Annotated in this window: 18 protein-coding genes; 11 read left to right on the top strand and 7 right to left on the bottom strand. The window is 39.9% G+C overall.

Translation table 11 applies throughout. The features are described 5' to 3' along the window. Positions 1 to 16: 16 nt before the first annotated feature. Together EHR06_RS10145 and EHR06_RS10140 are read right to left on the bottom strand one after the other, a co-directional pair. Entirely contained in the window at positions 17 to 2,230 is a 2,214-nt protein-coding gene (locus EHR06_RS10145; protein WP_135756891.1) for an Eco57I restriction-modification methylase domain-containing protein, read from the bottom strand. 782 nt (positions 2,231 to 3,012) lie between these two features. Next, the gene (locus EHR06_RS10140; RefSeq protein WP_135756890.1) at positions 3,013 to 3,978 is read right to left on the bottom strand and encodes a DUF2804 domain-containing protein; all 966 of its coding nucleotides are present in this window, start codon (positions 3,976 to 3,978) and stop codon (positions 3,013 to 3,015) included. Positions 3,979 to 4,201: 223 nt separating this feature from the next. On the opposite strand from EHR06_RS10140, the gene EHR06_RS10135 reads away from it, so the two are divergent. From EHR06_RS10135 to EHR06_RS10085, 11 genes are all read left to right on the top strand, one after another. Then, positions 4,202 to 5,446, top strand: coding sequence for an EAL domain-containing protein (locus EHR06_RS10135; protein ID WP_135756889.1), 1,245 nt, complete (start codon positions 4,202 to 4,204; stop codon positions 5,444 to 5,446). A gap of 78 nt (positions 5,447 to 5,524) precedes the next feature. Beyond that, positions 5,525 to 6,286, top strand: a complete 762-nt coding sequence (sufC, locus tag EHR06_RS10130; RefSeq protein ID WP_135756888.1) for a Fe-S cluster assembly ATPase SufC — start codon at positions 5,525 to 5,527, stop codon at positions 6,284 to 6,286. A gap of 4 nt (positions 6,287 to 6,290) precedes the next feature. After that, positions 6,291 to 7,472: a SufB/SufD family protein gene (locus tag EHR06_RS10125; protein ID WP_135756887.1), complete on the top strand. Its 1,182-nt coding sequence runs from the start codon at positions 6,291 to 6,293 to the stop codon at positions 7,470 to 7,472. After that, positions 7,472 to 7,786: a non-heme iron oxygenase ferredoxin subunit gene (locus EHR06_RS10120; protein WP_100724808.1), complete on the top strand. Its 315-nt coding sequence runs from the start codon at positions 7,472 to 7,474 to the stop codon at positions 7,784 to 7,786. The genes EHR06_RS10125 and EHR06_RS10120 overlap by 1 nt, the downstream gene beginning before the upstream one ends. Positions 7,787 to 7,813: 27 nt before the next feature. Continuing rightward, the gene (locus EHR06_RS10115; protein ID WP_135756886.1) at positions 7,814 to 9,055 is read left to right on the top strand and encodes a cysteine desulfurase; all 1,242 of its coding nucleotides are present in this window, start codon (positions 7,814 to 7,816) and stop codon (positions 9,053 to 9,055) included. Continuing rightward, the gene (gene sufU, locus EHR06_RS10110; protein WP_135756885.1) at positions 9,039 to 9,464 is read left to right on the top strand and encodes a Fe-S cluster assembly sulfur transfer protein SufU; all 426 of its coding nucleotides are present in this window, start codon (positions 9,039 to 9,041) and stop codon (positions 9,462 to 9,464) included. Before EHR06_RS10115 ends, sufU begins: the two co-directional genes overlap by 17 nt. Before the next feature lie 55 nt (positions 9,465 to 9,519). Beyond that, complete coding sequence (locus EHR06_RS10105) at positions 9,520 to 9,819, top strand: type II toxin-antitoxin system Phd/YefM family antitoxin (protein ID WP_135757029.1); 300 nt, start codon at positions 9,520 to 9,522, stop codon at positions 9,817 to 9,819. Then, the gene (locus EHR06_RS10100) at positions 9,820 to 10,257 is read left to right on the top strand and encodes a PIN domain-containing protein (protein WP_135756884.1); all 438 of its coding nucleotides are present in this window, start codon (positions 9,820 to 9,822) and stop codon (positions 10,255 to 10,257) included. Positions 10,258 to 10,338: 81 nt separating this feature from the next. Beyond that, a complete protein-coding gene (locus EHR06_RS10095; RefSeq protein ID WP_135756883.1) occupies positions 10,339 to 11,169 on the top strand; it encodes an AraC family transcriptional regulator in 831 nt (276 codons plus the stop codon). A 54-nt stretch (positions 11,170 to 11,223) separates the two neighbouring features. After that, on the top strand, positions 11,224 to 12,378 hold the full coding sequence (gene chrA / locus EHR06_RS10090) for a chromate efflux transporter (protein WP_135756882.1): 1,155 nt from the start codon (positions 11,224 to 11,226) through the stop codon (positions 12,376 to 12,378). A 65-nt stretch (positions 12,379 to 12,443) separates the two neighbouring features. Continuing rightward, positions 12,444 to 12,776, top strand: a complete 333-nt coding sequence (locus EHR06_RS10085; RefSeq protein ID WP_100724813.1) for a metal-sulfur cluster assembly factor — start codon at positions 12,444 to 12,446, stop codon at positions 12,774 to 12,776. Here the strand turns inward: EHR06_RS10085 and EHR06_RS10080 are convergent. Genes EHR06_RS10080 through EHR06_RS10060 form a run of 5 tightly spaced genes read right to left on the bottom strand, consistent with a single transcriptional unit; the run spans position 12,773 to position 15,941 of the window. Next, positions 12,773 to 13,444, bottom strand: a complete 672-nt coding sequence (locus EHR06_RS10080; protein ID WP_135756881.1) for an ATP-binding cassette domain-containing protein — start codon at positions 13,442 to 13,444, stop codon at positions 12,773 to 12,775. The two genes, EHR06_RS10085 and EHR06_RS10080, sit on opposite strands and share 4 nt — an antisense overlap. Further along, on the bottom strand, positions 13,444 to 14,208 hold the full coding sequence (gene modA, locus EHR06_RS10075; protein ID WP_135756880.1) for a molybdate ABC transporter substrate-binding protein: 765 nt from the start codon (positions 14,206 to 14,208) through the stop codon (positions 13,444 to 13,446). The genes EHR06_RS10080 and modA overlap by 1 nt, the downstream gene beginning before the upstream one ends. 15 nt (positions 14,209 to 14,223) lie before the next feature. Continuing rightward, positions 14,224 to 14,904, bottom strand: coding sequence for a molybdate ABC transporter permease subunit (gene modB, locus EHR06_RS10070; protein WP_135756879.1), 681 nt, complete (start codon positions 14,902 to 14,904; stop codon positions 14,224 to 14,226). Between the two features lie 9 nt (positions 14,905 to 14,913). Further along, positions 14,914 to 15,486, bottom strand: a complete 573-nt coding sequence (locus tag EHR06_RS10065; RefSeq protein ID WP_135756878.1) for a hypothetical protein — start codon at positions 15,484 to 15,486, stop codon at positions 14,914 to 14,916. Beyond that, entirely contained in the window at positions 15,483 to 15,941 is a 459-nt protein-coding gene (locus EHR06_RS10060) for a RidA family protein (RefSeq protein ID WP_135756877.1), read from the bottom strand. Before EHR06_RS10060 ends, EHR06_RS10065 begins: the two co-directional genes overlap by 4 nt. Positions 15,942 to 16,016 lie beyond the last annotated feature (75 nt).

Genomic DNA, 16,016 nt, shown 5'->3' with positions numbered 1-16,016 from the left:
ATCGCAAAGGCTCCATTCAATTTGCCTCAACGATTGCAATTTCCTCTTCTGCCAATCCGTAGATCTCGTAAACGATTTTGTTTATTTTATCTTCACAATAGTCTATATGATTTTGCAACTGTTGCATTTTACTTGTCAGTTTGGTTTTTTGTTTTTCGGCATTAAGGTGTAGGAGTTGCTCGACGAGCTGCGCTATTTCAGCTTGCTGTTTTTTAGATGCATTTTTGGGAAAAGGAAGTTGCTCAACGTGTTGCTTCTTTACTTCGGCAAGAACTTCTCCTCTTTCAGGATTTATTTGGAAGTAGTAAAAGTCTGAAAGTCTTGAATTGAGAATGCCCAATAAGAATTTGTGGTTATCACTTGTAGAAATGAGAATATGCAAATTATTTCTGCAAATGATATTTGCTTCGATCAAAGTGGCAATGATACTATCACTCGTTTGCCTTATGATAATCTTTTCTTTCGCTTCGAAGATCTTTGGGTCGCGTGGCGCAGCTAACCACTCGCCGTATTGTATCCAGCTATTGTTGTTCCAGAAATTAACATATCGATTTATTAAACTACCCCTTAAAAGAGGCAGCCAGTTTTTCCCCTTCGGTTTCTCTTGGTCCTCTACCACAAAAGGTTTTTCTTTCATGGTTTGTTCAGTTTGCGGCGGATTTCCTTTTCCCTTCTCAAAGGGCTTTACGCCATTATAAACATTACTTACTTCTCGGATTGAATTAGATAGATTTTTGATTTTCTCAAACAGTTTTTTTTCATTTTCTTTTGATAGAATATTAATTGTATCTCCATTGTTTGGGAAAGAATTTTGTAGGATTGTCTGATGTTCTTTTATTCTATTTTTCTCAAAAATATCGATTACAACTTTATTGTTTATCGCCTGTCCTTTCATTTCAAATAATAAAACATGCGTATCTACAACGGCCTTGAAAATATGTTCGTTTATGTGTAATATCCTTTTCCAATTAAATTCGGTAGTTAAATACTTTCTTATATTTCGAAATTTAATGGATTGCAGCCAGGTATTCGGAATAATTACTCCTAACATTCCACCAGTAAGCAATAAATGCTTATATTTCTCTAAAAACAACAAATACAAATCTTGTTGATAATCCTGGTGAAAGTATTTCTCATTAAAGTAAATGACTAGGCTTTTGTCCGTTACTTGTGCGTAAGGGGGATTTCCTATTACGCAATTAAAGCCCCCTTGTTTAAATACTTCGGGGAATGCCTTTTGCCAGCTAAATGGCTTTATCTTCTTTTCATCTTTGAAATCAAACTGATCTTCGTAATAATCCAAATCTACTAAACTATTCCCGCTTTTTATGTTGTTATCGAGGGTTGGTAAAACTCGGTCGTGGAAGAGTTCCATTTGCATCTCAACGCTGGCTTGGGTTTCACCCTCCATACATTTCAAAAGTAAACTTAGTTTTGTTACTTCTACAGCGTTAACATCTATATCTACCCCATAAATATTGTTGAGCAAAATCTGTTTTTTAATTGAGGTAGAAAGTGCACCAGTCGGTGTGAGTGCTTTGTCTTTTTTTGCAAGTGTTTCTTTTTTGGTGTAAAAGTCCAAATGCCATTCAAGCAGGTAATTGTATGCGCCAATTAAAAAACTTCCGCTGCCACAGGCGGGATCAGCAATTTTTAGCTTTGTAATTTCTTTTGGAGTTTTCCCTTCGACAAGTTTACCGATAGTATTTTTTACTATGTAGTCTACTATATATTGAGGCGTGTAATAAACCCCACCTGCTTTTCGGACTTCGGGTTTCTCTTCGATCTTCGCACGGTGGGCTGTATTTATCGTTATCGTTTTGCCAAGAAATTGCTCATAAGCCGTTCCTAAAATCTCTACAGGTAAAACGGCAAATTCATAAGGACATACGGGGTAGTAAAGTTCTTCGATGATACTTTTGATAACTTTGTTATCAATGGAGATATGAGTGCTGATTTTATCTTTATCGAAATCAAATAAACCGGAATTATATTTTCGATCTGCAATGTAAAAGTTACGAAGCAAATTTTGATAATATTCATCACCGGATGTTACTGATTTTTGTAGTTCTCCATAATCTTCGACCCTTCTGTCTTCCGCTATACGAAGGAATATAATGCGATCAATAGTGTGTTGAACCACAAAATTGAGTTCGTCTTCCTCAAGGTTTTTGTTACGAAGCGCAATGTTTTGAGCAAGGACTACACGCCACTTGTCAAGAGATGCCAAAAACTCATGATCAACGGTTGCAGTGCCTTTTTTATTAGTATCGCTTTGAATGAATTTATCAAAGCTGCCCTTTAATATACGTTCTTTGCTGAAGGTATTCCAAATAAAATCGAATTCGTTTAAGTAATCTGAATAGGTAAGATATTTTATCCGTCCATTGCTTGCTTTGTCTGTTGGCTTGGGCTTATTGGTACAGTCATAAATAGCAAATTCTTCAAAGTCAGTAACGATTGAAATCGGAAGTTTCGCGCTCCAGCCATAGCGTCTTACTTGGTAAGCTGGTAGAACATCTTCTTTAATAATTACGCTCGGCTTTTTTGCTTCTAAAAAGAAAAGCCGCTTACCGCCAGCAAGTCAGAAAGAATAGTCAGGTGCCTTTGTTGCTCCTTCAACTTTTACGCGGTCTTCATGAATGACTTCACGATAACTTTCCGCATAGCCATTTTTGTTTGCCACATCCCAGCCAAGCGCTTCCCAAAAGGGGTCAATGAAATCACGGCGAGTTTGTGTTTCGTTATAGTCTTGTCGTTTGTAAAATTCTTTTTGTTCGTCGAAACGTTCAATTAGGGATTTTATTACTTGACGTGATGTGTCTTTTATGCTATAGGTCTGTCTGTCTGTCTGTCTGTCTGTCTGTCTGTCTGTCTGTCTGTCTGTCTGTCTGTCTGGACATGTTCTGCGCGCCTCTTAACCAATCATCTGTTTTACACGAAACATAGTCAAACATATTCAGATCTCTGCATGTACTTAGTGGAGATCTGATGTCGCCTAACGCGACCGGTTTAAACTTTCTGGACCTTCTCTAAAATCGCGATCCCATCGGTGACCTTCTCCTTTTTGGATTTGGTCTTGATCCATCCTGAAACCGTATATAATGTTTTTATAAAATTCTTCATTCTAAAGGTGTTAGGGCGAAAAAAGCTCGCTTCTAATTCCGGTTCTAATACCAATTCTAATTTCGAATTTTGGTCCCGGACGATCTTTCTTTTTCCTTCCGAAGTCCATACGGCGCTTCCCAGATTCGAAACTTCTCCATCTCCCCATATATAGATCTCATCGTCGTTATAGATATGGATCTTCTTTTTAGGTCCCATCTCCAAATAGATCCGATTCTCTAAGGAGAAGACTTCGGAGGAATATCCTTTTCTTACCGTATAAGCAAGAATTCCGTTCTCTAAAGATACAGAAAGGTCGTTCCAGGACAATTGCCCTTCTAAACTTAGATGAGGAGAATGATTTTCGAAAATCCAATCTTTTCCGGAAGGGGAAATTTTAGTAAACCAGTTACCCTTCTTCTTTTCTCCCGTATATGTAAGGGCGTCCAATTGAAAGTTTAGATGTTTTTCCCAGACTGCGGAATGAGTATAACCCTGCCGAATGGTATCATCCAATCTGAAATTGAACCTTTTATCCGATCTTGTAAAACTCCAGTATCCGTCTTTAAAACTTCCCTGTTTAATAAAAGAAGAAGTTCCTTTTTCCGTGGTTTCGAATTCTTGCACGTTTCCGGTCTTTCGGTCCCAGAGTAAAAGACTCGCTCCAGAACTGATTTTGCCCGAGTAGATCCTAAGCTCTAAAAAAATTTTTTCGCTCAGTATATCTACAAGAACAGAATCAACGGATCTGAATCTAGAAAAAAGTCCTGCATTATATTCTTTGGAATTATCGATCTGCACAGGACCGAAATATTTTCCAAACAAAGGTTCTAGTGTAGAAGGATGGAGAATGGAGCCTAAATGTTCTTTCATAGGTTGTTCATTTAATGACGATTAGTCGCCGTTTTTTTCGGAATAAAAACCCGTTTAAGACGGGGCTTTGTAACAAAAGAAAACAAATAATTTGCCATAATGTAGAAAAAGAATAAGAAAAAAAGGGGAATTTTCCAAGCTTTCGTCTTCATTCCGAACGCAGTTTCAGGGAAATATGCTTGTGTGTATACTTCAACCGGATTCTAGTAGTGAAGGAATCTGCATGCTCGCCGAATACGAGTCTCAACAAATTCTATCTCTGAGTGAAGGTTATTATACCCCTCATTACCAGCCGATCTTAGACGTCGGTAATCGTAATATTATAGGTTACGAAGTTTTGGGCAGAGTTTTTTCTCCCGAATCTAACGAGTACCATTCCTTAGGTTATCATTTCCATAATCCTGATACGGATACCGTCCGTTTAGTTCATATCGATCGTATCATTCGTGAAAAAGCGATCAAACATGTGAAGGAAACAGGTCTTAAGACCAAAATTTTCCTGAACATGATGCCCAATTTTCTCTCTATGGTCTACACGGGAGAAGTGTTGGATATCAAACGTCTGCATATTCTTCATCTTATAGACAAATATGATATTAACCCGAACGATATAGTTTTAGAGATCACAGAAGATAAGTTCGAAGGGAATATTGAAAAACTTTTATATATAGTAAGCCTTTTCAGAGAAAGAGGGATCAAGATCGCAGTGGACGATCTTGGGGTCGGTTTTTCCAATTTGGAAAGGATCGGTTACATTCATCCTGATATCATGAAAGTGGACATAAAAATTATGAGAGAGAGTTTGAATAGACGCTCTTTCAAAAACGTTCTCTCCGCGATTTCCGAAATGTCCCAAAGACTCGGTTCTCAACTTCTATTCGAAGGTGTGGAAAACGAAGAAGAATTATATCTCGCTCTATCCATGGGGGCTAATCTTCTACAAGGTTTTTATTTCTCTCGTCCTGCTTTGGACTTTCAGGATAAAAAACGTTTTAATAAAACTCTAAAAACTTCTCTAGAAAAATTCTCAGGGCTTAGGTTCTTGGAAATCCTGGAAAATCTCAGAAAAGAACAATCCTTCTTGGATCAGTTCGTGGATTTATTCAAAGATCTGGAAACTTCTTCCGAAGAAAAGATGACGGATGCATTGAATTCTATCCTGGATAAACTTCCTTTGGAGACCACTTCCGTTCTGGTTACCGATATGCACGGTTATCAGGTGACCCCTACTTTTAAAAGAGAAGCATACGATCTTCCTTGGACAAGATTGCTGACCGAGATAGGAAATAACTATGCTTGGAAACCGTTCTTCATCCGTCATAAGGCGGAAACCTATCATTCCAGCAGAGTTTCCGGGTTTACGGAACCTTTCCATGATATAGAAACTAAACGTCAATATGTCTTATTCACCCTGAATCTGGGCGAGGATCATGTTCTCATTCTCCGCCTGGACTGGGAATCCTACTGAAGTCCAGACTTCCAAACATCTTTCCTATTGATCTCCGCCTCAGGCATAAAAACATAGTCCTATGCAGGGGTCCTATACGTGGCGGAACTACTCAAAATTCTAAATCTTCGCGCCGGAGTGGAAACCGAATCCGGTGAAGTTCAAGAAATCCTAAAGGGAGTCGACCTCACTATAAGCGAGGGAGAAGTCCATGCCATCATGGGTCCTAATGGATCCGGAAAAAGTACCTTATCAAATGTCATCATGGGTCACCCGAAATACAAGGTGATCTCCGGGGATATATTTTTCAGGGGAGAATCCCTTCTCGAAAAACCGACGGACGAAAGAGCAAGAGCAGGCATCTTTCTTTGTTTCCAATACCCAACCAGCATTCCCGGTGTAACCATCGGAAATTTTTTACGGACCATTTTAAAATCAGTCCGAGGCAAGGACCTACCTGTAAAAGAATTCCGTAAAGAACTGAAAGAGGCCACAGCTTTATTAGAAGTTCCCGATACTTGGATCGGAAGATACGTGAACGACGGATTTTCCGGTGGAGAGAAAAAAAGGAATGAGATACTTCAGATGACTCTTCTCAAGCCTAAACTTTCAGTTCTAGATGAGACTGATTCAGGTTTGGATATAGACGCACTTAGAATTATCAGCGAAGGGATCACTAAAAACAAATCGGCAGAAAGATCCATTCTTCTGATCACACATTACCAAAGAATGTTGAATTATGTGACTCCGGATTTCGTTCACGTTTTTGCACAAGGTAAGATCCTGAAAACAGGCGGAAGAGAACTCGCTCTTGAATTGGAAGAAAAAGGATACGATTGGATCCTAAACGGAGCGAACTAAAGGAATGATTTTGGCGGAATCAATTGCGGAATATATCAAGGAGAAGAAGGAACCATCCATTCTTACAGAATTCCGTACAAACGCCGAAAAACTTATAGGCTCAGCTGCATTTCCTGATCCTTCGCTGGAATCTTGGAGAAAGATCAGCCTTTCTAATTTTAAAATTTCTGAATATACTAAAGTTTGCCCTGATTCTTCCGTAACCGTTTCCGGGAACGCTAAGGTTACTAAATTACAGGATCTTCCTCCGGAAAAACTTTCAGAGGTTTTGAAAAAAGCAGGTTCTGCAGTTTCATTTTATTCTAAAGAATGGTTTCCTCTATTTGTATTTTCCAGATTCACTCATGCGTATTATGTGCAGCTTGGTCCTGATCCTTCTTCTTTTCCTGAGATCAAGATGGAATGTAAGGATGGAAATATCATTCTTCCTCTTCTGATCGTAGATGCGGTCTCCGGAGCAAAATCCAATTTTCTAGAAAGATGGGAATCTCCATCTCAGAAAGATTTGGTTCTAATGAGTGGAGTCACGATTCTTCTTACTCCTCCTAACGGAGATTTTCAATATTCTAGTTTGGAAAATTTGGGAGATTCTACTTTTCATTTTAGGGCCACTTACGGGATCCAAGAAAAAGATTCCAAGTTCCATGCGAGTCTTGCTTCCTGGGGTGGATATAAGGGCAAATCGTTCTATGATACGAATGTTGCAGGTAAGGGATGTTGGACACGTTATGTGGGTCTTTCTCCTTTAAAAGCCAGAGAATTCCAAGACACCGAAGTCCGTATTCTTCACTCGGAAAGTCATGCTCAAAGTTCTATTTTATATCGCACTGTTGTAAGAGAGAAGGCTCATCATGTATTTACAGGAAACCTTCATATACCTTCACATTGTAAAGATGTGGGTGCGATCCAGATCAATAATAACCTTCTTCTAGACAGAACTGCAAGAGCCGAATCCATTCCTAAATTGGAAGTATTCGCTGACAGCGTAAAATGTGAACACGGCGCCACAGTCGGAGAAATAGACGAAGAGCAATTATTCTACTTAGCTTCCAGAGGTATCTCGGAAGAAGAAGCCCGCAAAATGATCGTAGAAGGATTTTTGAACGAAGTAGTCCGGGAATTTCCTTCCGAAACTGTTCGCGAAGAATTATCCTCTATGATAGAATCTAGGATGTTGGGCGAGTAATGGGTGAATTTCAGAAACTAGCGAAACTTTCCGATCTAAAAGAAGGGGAGATATTCGTAGCGGAAACCCGTTACCATAGGGTAGGGTTGACTAGACTTGGGGACGAAGTCTGTGCATTTGCGGATCTTTGCACCCATGACGGTGAGGACATTTCGACAGGAGATTTGGAAGGGGACGTAATCGTTTGTCCAAGACATTCTGCAAAGTTTAATATCCGTACCGGAAAGGTACTTTGTATGCCTGCAGTGGAAGATTTGCCAGTCTATAAGACTAGAATCGTAGGTGACGAAGTCGAAGTGGAGTTAGAGGATTGACATGGGGAACCGAGGAGAGCAGAAGCTTTGAGTTTTGATCTCGAAAAGATACGCGGAGATTTTCCGATCCTATCTACACAGATGAACGGCAAGCCCTTGGTGTTTCTGGACAGTGCTGCCAGTTCTCAAAAGCCTAAGTCTGTTATAGATACCATTCGTAAATATTATGAAGCGGAGAATGCGAACATTCACCGTGGAGTATATTATCTTTCTCAAAAGGCCACCGAAAAATACGAGATGACTCGTATCAAAACTTCCCGTTTTATCGGGGCTGCCTGTGCTAAGGTAGTTATATTCACTCGTAATACTACCGAATCCATCAACTTAGTGGCCCAGTCTTGGGGGCGCACTAATATCCACGAAGGTGATGAGATCGTACTCACAGAGTTGGAACATCATTCTAATTTGGTTCCTTGGCAGATGTTGGCCCAGGAAAAACAAGCAGTTTTAAAATTTATTCCTCTCAACCAAGACTCTACTTTAGATTTAACTAATCTGGATGAGATCATTACCGAGAGAGTAAAGTTAGTCGCTCTTGCTCAGATGTCCAATGTGACCGGAACCATCCACGATCTTTCTGCGATCATTCGTAGAGCCAGAGAAGTCGGAGCAAAAGTCTTGATAGACGGGGCCCAAGGGATCTGCCATCTTCCTACAAACGTTCAAAAAGAAGATTTTGATTTTTACGCATTCTCCGCTCATAAGATGCTCGGACCGACCGGTGTGGGAATTCTTTACGCTAAGGAAGAGATCTTAGACACAATGCCTCCTTGGATGGGAGGAGGGGATATGATCTCCAAGGTTTGGAAAGACAAATCCACTTATGCAGATCTTCCCGCAAGATTAGAAGCCGGAACTCCTAATATTTCCGGAGTCATAGGCTTCGGAGCTGCTCTGGAATATCTGGAATCAGTAGGAATGCAGGAGATCAGAAACCATGAGTTGGAACTCCTACAATATGCTTTGGATCGATTGGAAGATTTCGGCGGTTTGGAACTGTACGGAACAAACGATCTAAGTAAAAGAGGAGGAGTGATCTCCTTCAATTTCCCCGGAGTTCACCCTCACGACGTAGGTTCCATTCTGGACGAAGAGGGAATCGCGATCCGAGTGGGGCATCATTGCGCCCAACCGTTTATGGACTTCAAAGGGATCGCAGGCACCTGCCGCGCTTCTTTCTATCTTTATAATACCAAAGAAGACGTAGATTCTCTTTTGGTAGGTCTAAAGAAAGTAAAGGAGATTTTCGGCCGTGTCCTTAAGCGATAGTCTTTACCAAGAAGTACTACTCGATCATTACCAAAATCCAAGACATCATGGAAAGATGGAACACTTCCATCTTCATCAAGAAGGAGTCAATCCTCTCTGCGGTGACGAAGTAGAATTATTTCTAAAACTGAATGGAGATATTATCTCTGAGATCAGTTTTGTGGGGAAGGGTTGTTCTATTTCCCAAGCCTCCGCTTCTATGTTAACGGATTGTCTTTACGGCAAAACAATCGCCGAAGCAAAATCACTTTTACAAGAATTTAAAGGAATGCTCTTAGAAGATAAGGTCCCGAATTTTTCGGAAGAATATGAAGACCTAGAATCTATGGAAGCGGTAAAGAAGATTCCGGCTCGCATTAAATGTGCAACACTCGCTTGGAACACTCTGGAAAAGGCTATCGGAAAGTAAGGAATTTTGCCTGAAATGGGTTGACAAAGTGGCTCCGGTAGCTACAATTTTGAGTATGAGAGTGGTTGGGATTAAAGATCTTAAAAATAATCTAAGTAGTTTTCTAGATTTTGTACGTGGTGGGGAGACTGTCCTCATTTTGGATAGAAATCATCCTATTGCCGAGATCAAAAAGTTCGACCAAAAATCCGATCTCACCAAACAATATTTGGAAGAAGCAGTGGCTTCTAACTCTATCACCCCTGCTAAAAATCCAAAAGGAATCAATATTCCAAAATCCTTATTATTAAATGCTGGAACCAAAACAAAAATCTCTGCAGCTTGGAAGGAGGCTTACCAAGAGGACAGGGATTAAATGGTCTTATATATAGATACTAGTCTTCTATTAAATATTCTTTATGCAGAAGCGGGTTACGAAGACCATTTGGATTATTTTAACAGATCCGATCTCAAGTTCGGCTCTATCCTGCTTGAGATAGAAAGTTTCAGAAGTTTACATTTCACCTATTCTAAAGAAGGCAAATATCTGCCTAAAAATTGGTTTAAAGACGCGGAAGGTTTTCTGGGAGAATTTATTTCTCAAATCAATTTAAAAAATCTAGACGATGATATTCGAACGGAGATCCGAAAGAACAAAGAAGTTTTAGAACTTAAATCTTTGGATGCCGCTCATTTAGCGACGGCTTTACATATCAGAAAGTCCATCTCCGATGATCTAGTCTTGTGTTCTATGGACGAAAAATTCAGATCTGTAGCTAAAAAATTAGGATTTAAGCTATATCCTAAAAAATAAAAAAAATTTCAGATCGCAAGAACTATCAAGCAAGAGTAAAAAATAAGGCTTAGGATACTGGAAACAGTACCAAGGACTATAATGGATTTTGTTCAAAAGGCTCTCTGGTTTATAGAAGGTCATTCTAAAGAAAATATTTCATTAGAAGATGTGGCAAAGAATGCAGGGGTTTCTCCCTTTTATCTTACGCGGACTTTCTCTTTGACTATGGGGATCTCTTTGATGAGATATCTAAGAGGACGACGTTTGAGCGAGGCTGCAAAGATATTGGTGGAAAAAGGATCCAATATTTTAGATCTCGCTTTGGATTTCGGCTACGGATCTCACGAGGCATTTACTAGAGCTTTCAGAGATCAGTTTTCGATCACTCCGGAACAACTGAAGTCGCAAGGTCATCTTGGTAATGTGAACTTAGTGGAGGCTATCACCTTGAACTCAGAACCAATTCCTAAAATCGATCCACCTAGATTCGAAACGATTCCGCCCAGGCTTTTCGCAGGTACCGTACAACATTATGATTGTCAAATGCCTGCTGGAATTCCAAACCAATGGCAGAGTTTTGGAGCTTATCTAGGAAACATTCTTTCTCAAGTCGGAGACGCTGCTTACGGAGTTTGTTATAATTTCGATGCAGAAGGTAACTTCGATTATATGTGTGGAGTAGAAGTTTCCAATTCTTCAGGATTACCAAAAGAATTTCAGGTTCTTAAAATCCCTGCTCAAAAGTATGCGGTGTTCACTCATAAGGGTCATATCGCCGGGATCAGAGCGACTTTTGCTGCAGCAGGCAAATGGTTTCCAGATTCAGGAGTAAAACCTTTTGAAGGCGCCAACTTAGAAAGATATGGAAAAGAATTCAACCCAGTCACTGGAATGGGAGGATTAGAAATTTGGATACCGGTAGAGGATTAAATTCTCTGAAAGGCCTTGCGACGCCGGCACGCAGGGCCTAAATTGCAATTTCGAATGAAAGAAGTATTTTTCACTTTTTTAAAATTAGGCCTGGTCTCTTTCGGCGGGCCTACTGCGCATTTAGCTTATTTCTATCAAGAATTCGTAATTCGAAAGAAATGGATCTCCGAAGAAGTTTATAAAGAATTATTGGCAGTCTGCCAATTTCTTCCCGGTCCTGCAAGCAGCCAATTAGGCATCTGCATTGGTAATCTTCGTTCCGGTTGGAAATCTGGATTTGCCGCTTGGATTGGATTTACACTTCCTTCTATCCTATTGATGGTCGGTTTTGGAATATTATTAAAATCAAATATAGTTCCGGATCTGAAATGGATTCACGGTTTGAAATTGGTCGCTGCTGCAGTTGTGGCTCATGCAATTTTGACCATGTGGAAAAATTCCAAAAATCATCCTTATAAGATCTATATGATCATAGGATCTGCACTTATTACTTTAGCGTTTTCAGGCGCGTTTACTCAACTGATCGTGATTTTGATCGGAGCGGCTATTGGCTATTTTCTATTTAAAGAAGAAGCCGATCTTCCTTATGTTTCCGTTTCTTTTGCGATCCCGAGTCGGATCGCATTTTGGTCTTTAGGGTCTTTCTTCCTTCTTCTTTTTTTATTACCTTTATTAAGATCATTCTCCGGGTTTCTGCCCGTTGCGATCTCAGATTCATTTTATAGATCCGGTGCTTTGGTATTCGGAGGAGGACATGTGGTCCTTCCTTTATTAGAAAACGAAGTGGTAAGACAAGGTTGGATCGGAAAAGAGGAATTTTTAGCGGGATATGGGGCCGCACAAGCGATGCCAGGTCCATTATTTACATTCGCTTCTTATCTAGGTTATATGATCTCAGGTTTGAGTGGAGCGATTTTTGCTACTGCTTTCGTATTCCTTCCTTCTTTTCTTTTGGTGTTCGGGTTTTTTCCTCTTTGGGAGAAGATACGAAATTATCCTAAGATGAGAACCGTGATAGATGCGATCCAGTTTTCCGCTTTGGGAATTTTATTGTCCGCATTCTGCACTCCTGTATTCACTTCTTCCGTTTATTCTGCTTACGATCTATTCGTATTTTGCTCATTATTCTTTTTGATGGTTTTCCTAAAAGTGCCGAACTGGTTGATCTTGATCATTGGTTTAAGTGCTCCATTCTTAAAACCGTTCTGATGGAAAATAAAAGAAGTCTTAAAATTCTTTACACAGAGCCGCTGTTCAGATAGACTAATTGTTAGATGCAATTATTAGAACAACCAACTCAAGAGATCGAAAAAAGGGTCTATGCTGAGATCCATAGGGTAGAAGATCCTGAGATCGGGATCTCCGTGGCAGAGTTAGGTCTGATCTATAAGATCCAGGTAGAAGGTGATAAGGCCAGGATCGAAATGACTTATACTTCTATGGCTTGTCCCGCTGGTCCTCAAATGAAAAAGGATATAGAAGACAATGCTTTAAGGGTGGAAGGTATCAACTCAGTAGACGTAGAAGTGGTTTGGACACCTAAATGGGATCCAAGAGCTATGGCTTCTGAAGAAGCTAAAATGGATCTTGGGATTTTCGATTATTAAGAACGATTGCTAATTATCTTTCCTTCTTCCATATAAAGAGCAGAAGTCCCGAAATATTCCAGATCTTTAGGATCATGTGAGATCAGGAGAATTGGCATCCTGATCTTCTTCCTTAAACTTTTTAATTCTTCTCTCATCTTTTGTCTCAGATCCGTATGAAGTGCAGCAAACGGTTCATCCAAAAGTAAAATTTTAGGATCTCGAGCAAGCGCTCTTGCGATCGCCACTCTTTGTTTTTGCCCGCCTGAAAGATGTTTAGGATAACTTTCGGAAGTCTCCTCTATCTCGAATAAATTCATTAGGTAAGAAACTGTTTCTTTGTCTTTTTGGCTTGTGATACGAAAGAATCTGTTTAATCCGAATTCTATATTCTTTCTAACGGTTAGATGAGGAAATAAACCGTAACTTTGAGGAACATAACCTAGATTTCTTTTTTGAGGCGGAATATACTTTTTGGAAGAAGAATCAAAATAGACCGTATTTGCAAAAGAGATCCGTCCCGAATCCGGTCTTAAAAGACCGGCCAATGCCCGTAATGTGAGACTTTTTCCCGCACCTGAAGGTCCGTACAATACCTGAAATTCCCCGGAAAATTCAAACTGAACGTCCAGTTCGAATTTTCGATTTCCATCTGAGAGTGTTTTTCGGATATCTACGGTTAAAGACATTAAGGAAGTATAAACTTATATTTTAAAAAGGTTTCTTTTGCTTCCGGAGATTTTTTTAAGAATTCCAGGAAGGATTTTGCTTCTTCTGAATTTTTGGTCCCGGTTACTAAAATTCCCGGATATAAGATCGGTTTGTGTCCGCTTAATATGAGTGCGACCTTCACTTTAGATTCAGCGATTGCTGCATCGGTAACGTATACAAATCCGACTTCTACTTCTTCTCTTCCTACGTAATCCAAAACCTGTCTTACATTTTCCGCAGGAATGAACTTTTCTTTTAAGGAAATGTTTAGATGATTCTTAGTAAGGACTTCCTCAGCATATTTTCCCGCAGGAACGGAACTTGGATTTCCGATCGCGATCTTTTTGATTTCTGGTAATTGTAGATCTTCTAACTTTTTGATCTTAAGTTCGCTTGTCTTAGGTTGGATAAGCACTAAGGTATTTTTTAATAAGATCGTTTTTGTAGAAGATCTTAAAACTTCTGCTTTGATCCCTTTATCCACTATGTCCTGGTCCGCAGAAATGAAAACATCTACCGGGGCGCCTTTTTCAATCTGTTGGTATAAACTTCCGGAAGATCCGAAATTAAAAACCGCTTTGGTTCCCGTTTTTTGTTTGAATACCGGCCCTAATTCTTTCAATACATCTGTTAAACTAGAGGCTGCCGAGACAGTGATCTCTTTTTCCTTTTCTTGCGTATAAGATGGGGATTGGATGAGTAGAAGTAAAACAGGGAGTAAAATATATAATCTTTTAGTCATTCGTTTAACAACTCCTTACCAATGAGATTTTTTAAGTAAGATCCCGGAAACTGTCAATACCAATACACAAGTAATGGATGCTACGAATACTAAGACCAAAGAAAACTCGTCTTTGCCGGATTGGACCGAATCATAAATTGCAAGAGCGATCGTTTGTGTTTTTTCTGGAATGTTCCCTGCGATCATTAATGTGGCTCCGAATTCTCCCATTCCTCTTGCATAGGCCATCATAGATCCTGCTAAAATCCCTCTCCAGGAAAGCGGGAGTATCACTGTAAAAAAAGTTTCCCATTTGGATTTTCCCAAAGTGAGAGCGATCTCTTCGTATTCTGGATCCAGATCTTCGAAGGCTGCTTTTGCGGATCTATAAACCAAGGGAAAGGAAACAATTGTGGAAGCTAAAACTGCTCCATGCAAATTAAATAATATAGAATATTGGAATTGTTCCGCAAGAAAATGTCCCAGTATTCCTTTTTTGCCGAATACCACCAAAAGATAATATCCGAGCACTGTGGGGGGAAGGACCATCGGCAATGTCAAAATTGCATCCGCAAACGCTCTTCCGAAAAATCGGAGCTTGGACATCCAATACGCGAAAAATATTCCGAGTAATGCGGCGAAGAATGTGGAGAAAAATGTTACTTTAAGTGTGAGAAATAGAGGATGTCTGATGGAGTCCCATTCGAAAGTATCCATCAGACTAACTTAATTTTTAGAATTCCATAATGTTAAGGAAGAAACAGTTGTTAGGGCCCAAAAAGAACAGAATGCATAAAAGTTGAAATTATAATAATAGTCCTGGTCTCTGATAAAACTTACGAAGAATACATCCGGTAGCAAGATACCTAGAAGTAATAATATCCCTGAAAATCCTTGGAGGACCACGATCGTTTTTCCCACCCACTCACTTCTCCAGAAACCACCAAAGAAAAATGTTAAAAAGCAAGGAATGATGAAAAATATATTGGCTGCGGTTCTTACATTCACTTCTTCTAAACCGCTGCGGCTAGATTCTATTCCGAAAAAGCTACCCAGTTTAGAAATGAGATCCTGCTGAGATTCTACACCTAGATTGATGGAATAATTGATCCAACTTCCTAAACTAAAAAATAGCTGAAGTAATGCCAAAACGAAGATTAACTTTTCCTTTCCGCTTTTTTCGGAATAGAATTCTATAAATCTTCCTAAAAGTTGGGAAAGAAATCTTTTCCACCCGTTCAATACGACGGGTGCTGCAGGCAATGCAAGACTTAGATCTCTGAGAAGGTTTTTGATCATCCTAAAGAAACCGTCATTTCTACTTCTACCGGAGCTCCTAATGGAAGAGAAGAATTTCCCACCGCGAAGCGCGCATGACGTCCTGCTTCTCCAAAAATGCTTAAGAGCAGATTAGATGCATGATTTGCGACTAGGTGTTGTTCCGTAAAATCAGGGCCGGAAGAAACGAATACTCCGATCTTTACGATACTCTTTATTTTGTCCAAATCTCCGATCACTCCTGCGATCGCTGCAAGTCCGTTCAAAGCGGCTTGTTCCGTGGCAGCCTTCACATCATCTATAGAAAGTCCGGCGCCAAGGGTTCCCGTGAGCATGAGTTTGCCGTCTTTCAAGGGCAATTGGCCGGAAGTGAATACCAGATTTCCTGTTTGTATGGCAGGTATATAAGCTGCAATCGCCTTAGGCGCAGGTGGGAGTTCCAACCCAAGGGATTTGATTTTTTCGAGTATGCTCATTCTATGAGGGCTTCCTTTTCCCGTTTCTCTTCTATTCCTGGATGGTTTCTCGTTTTTTCAAGCACGTATTTCGTT

The organism is Leptospira dzoumogneensis, assembly GCF_004770895.1.
Lineage (GTDB): Bacteria > Spirochaetota > Leptospiria > Leptospirales > Leptospiraceae > Leptospira_B > Leptospira_B dzoumogneensis.
Note: the sequence above shows the minus strand (reverse complement) of the source record. Positions and strands in the feature narration are given on the sequence as shown.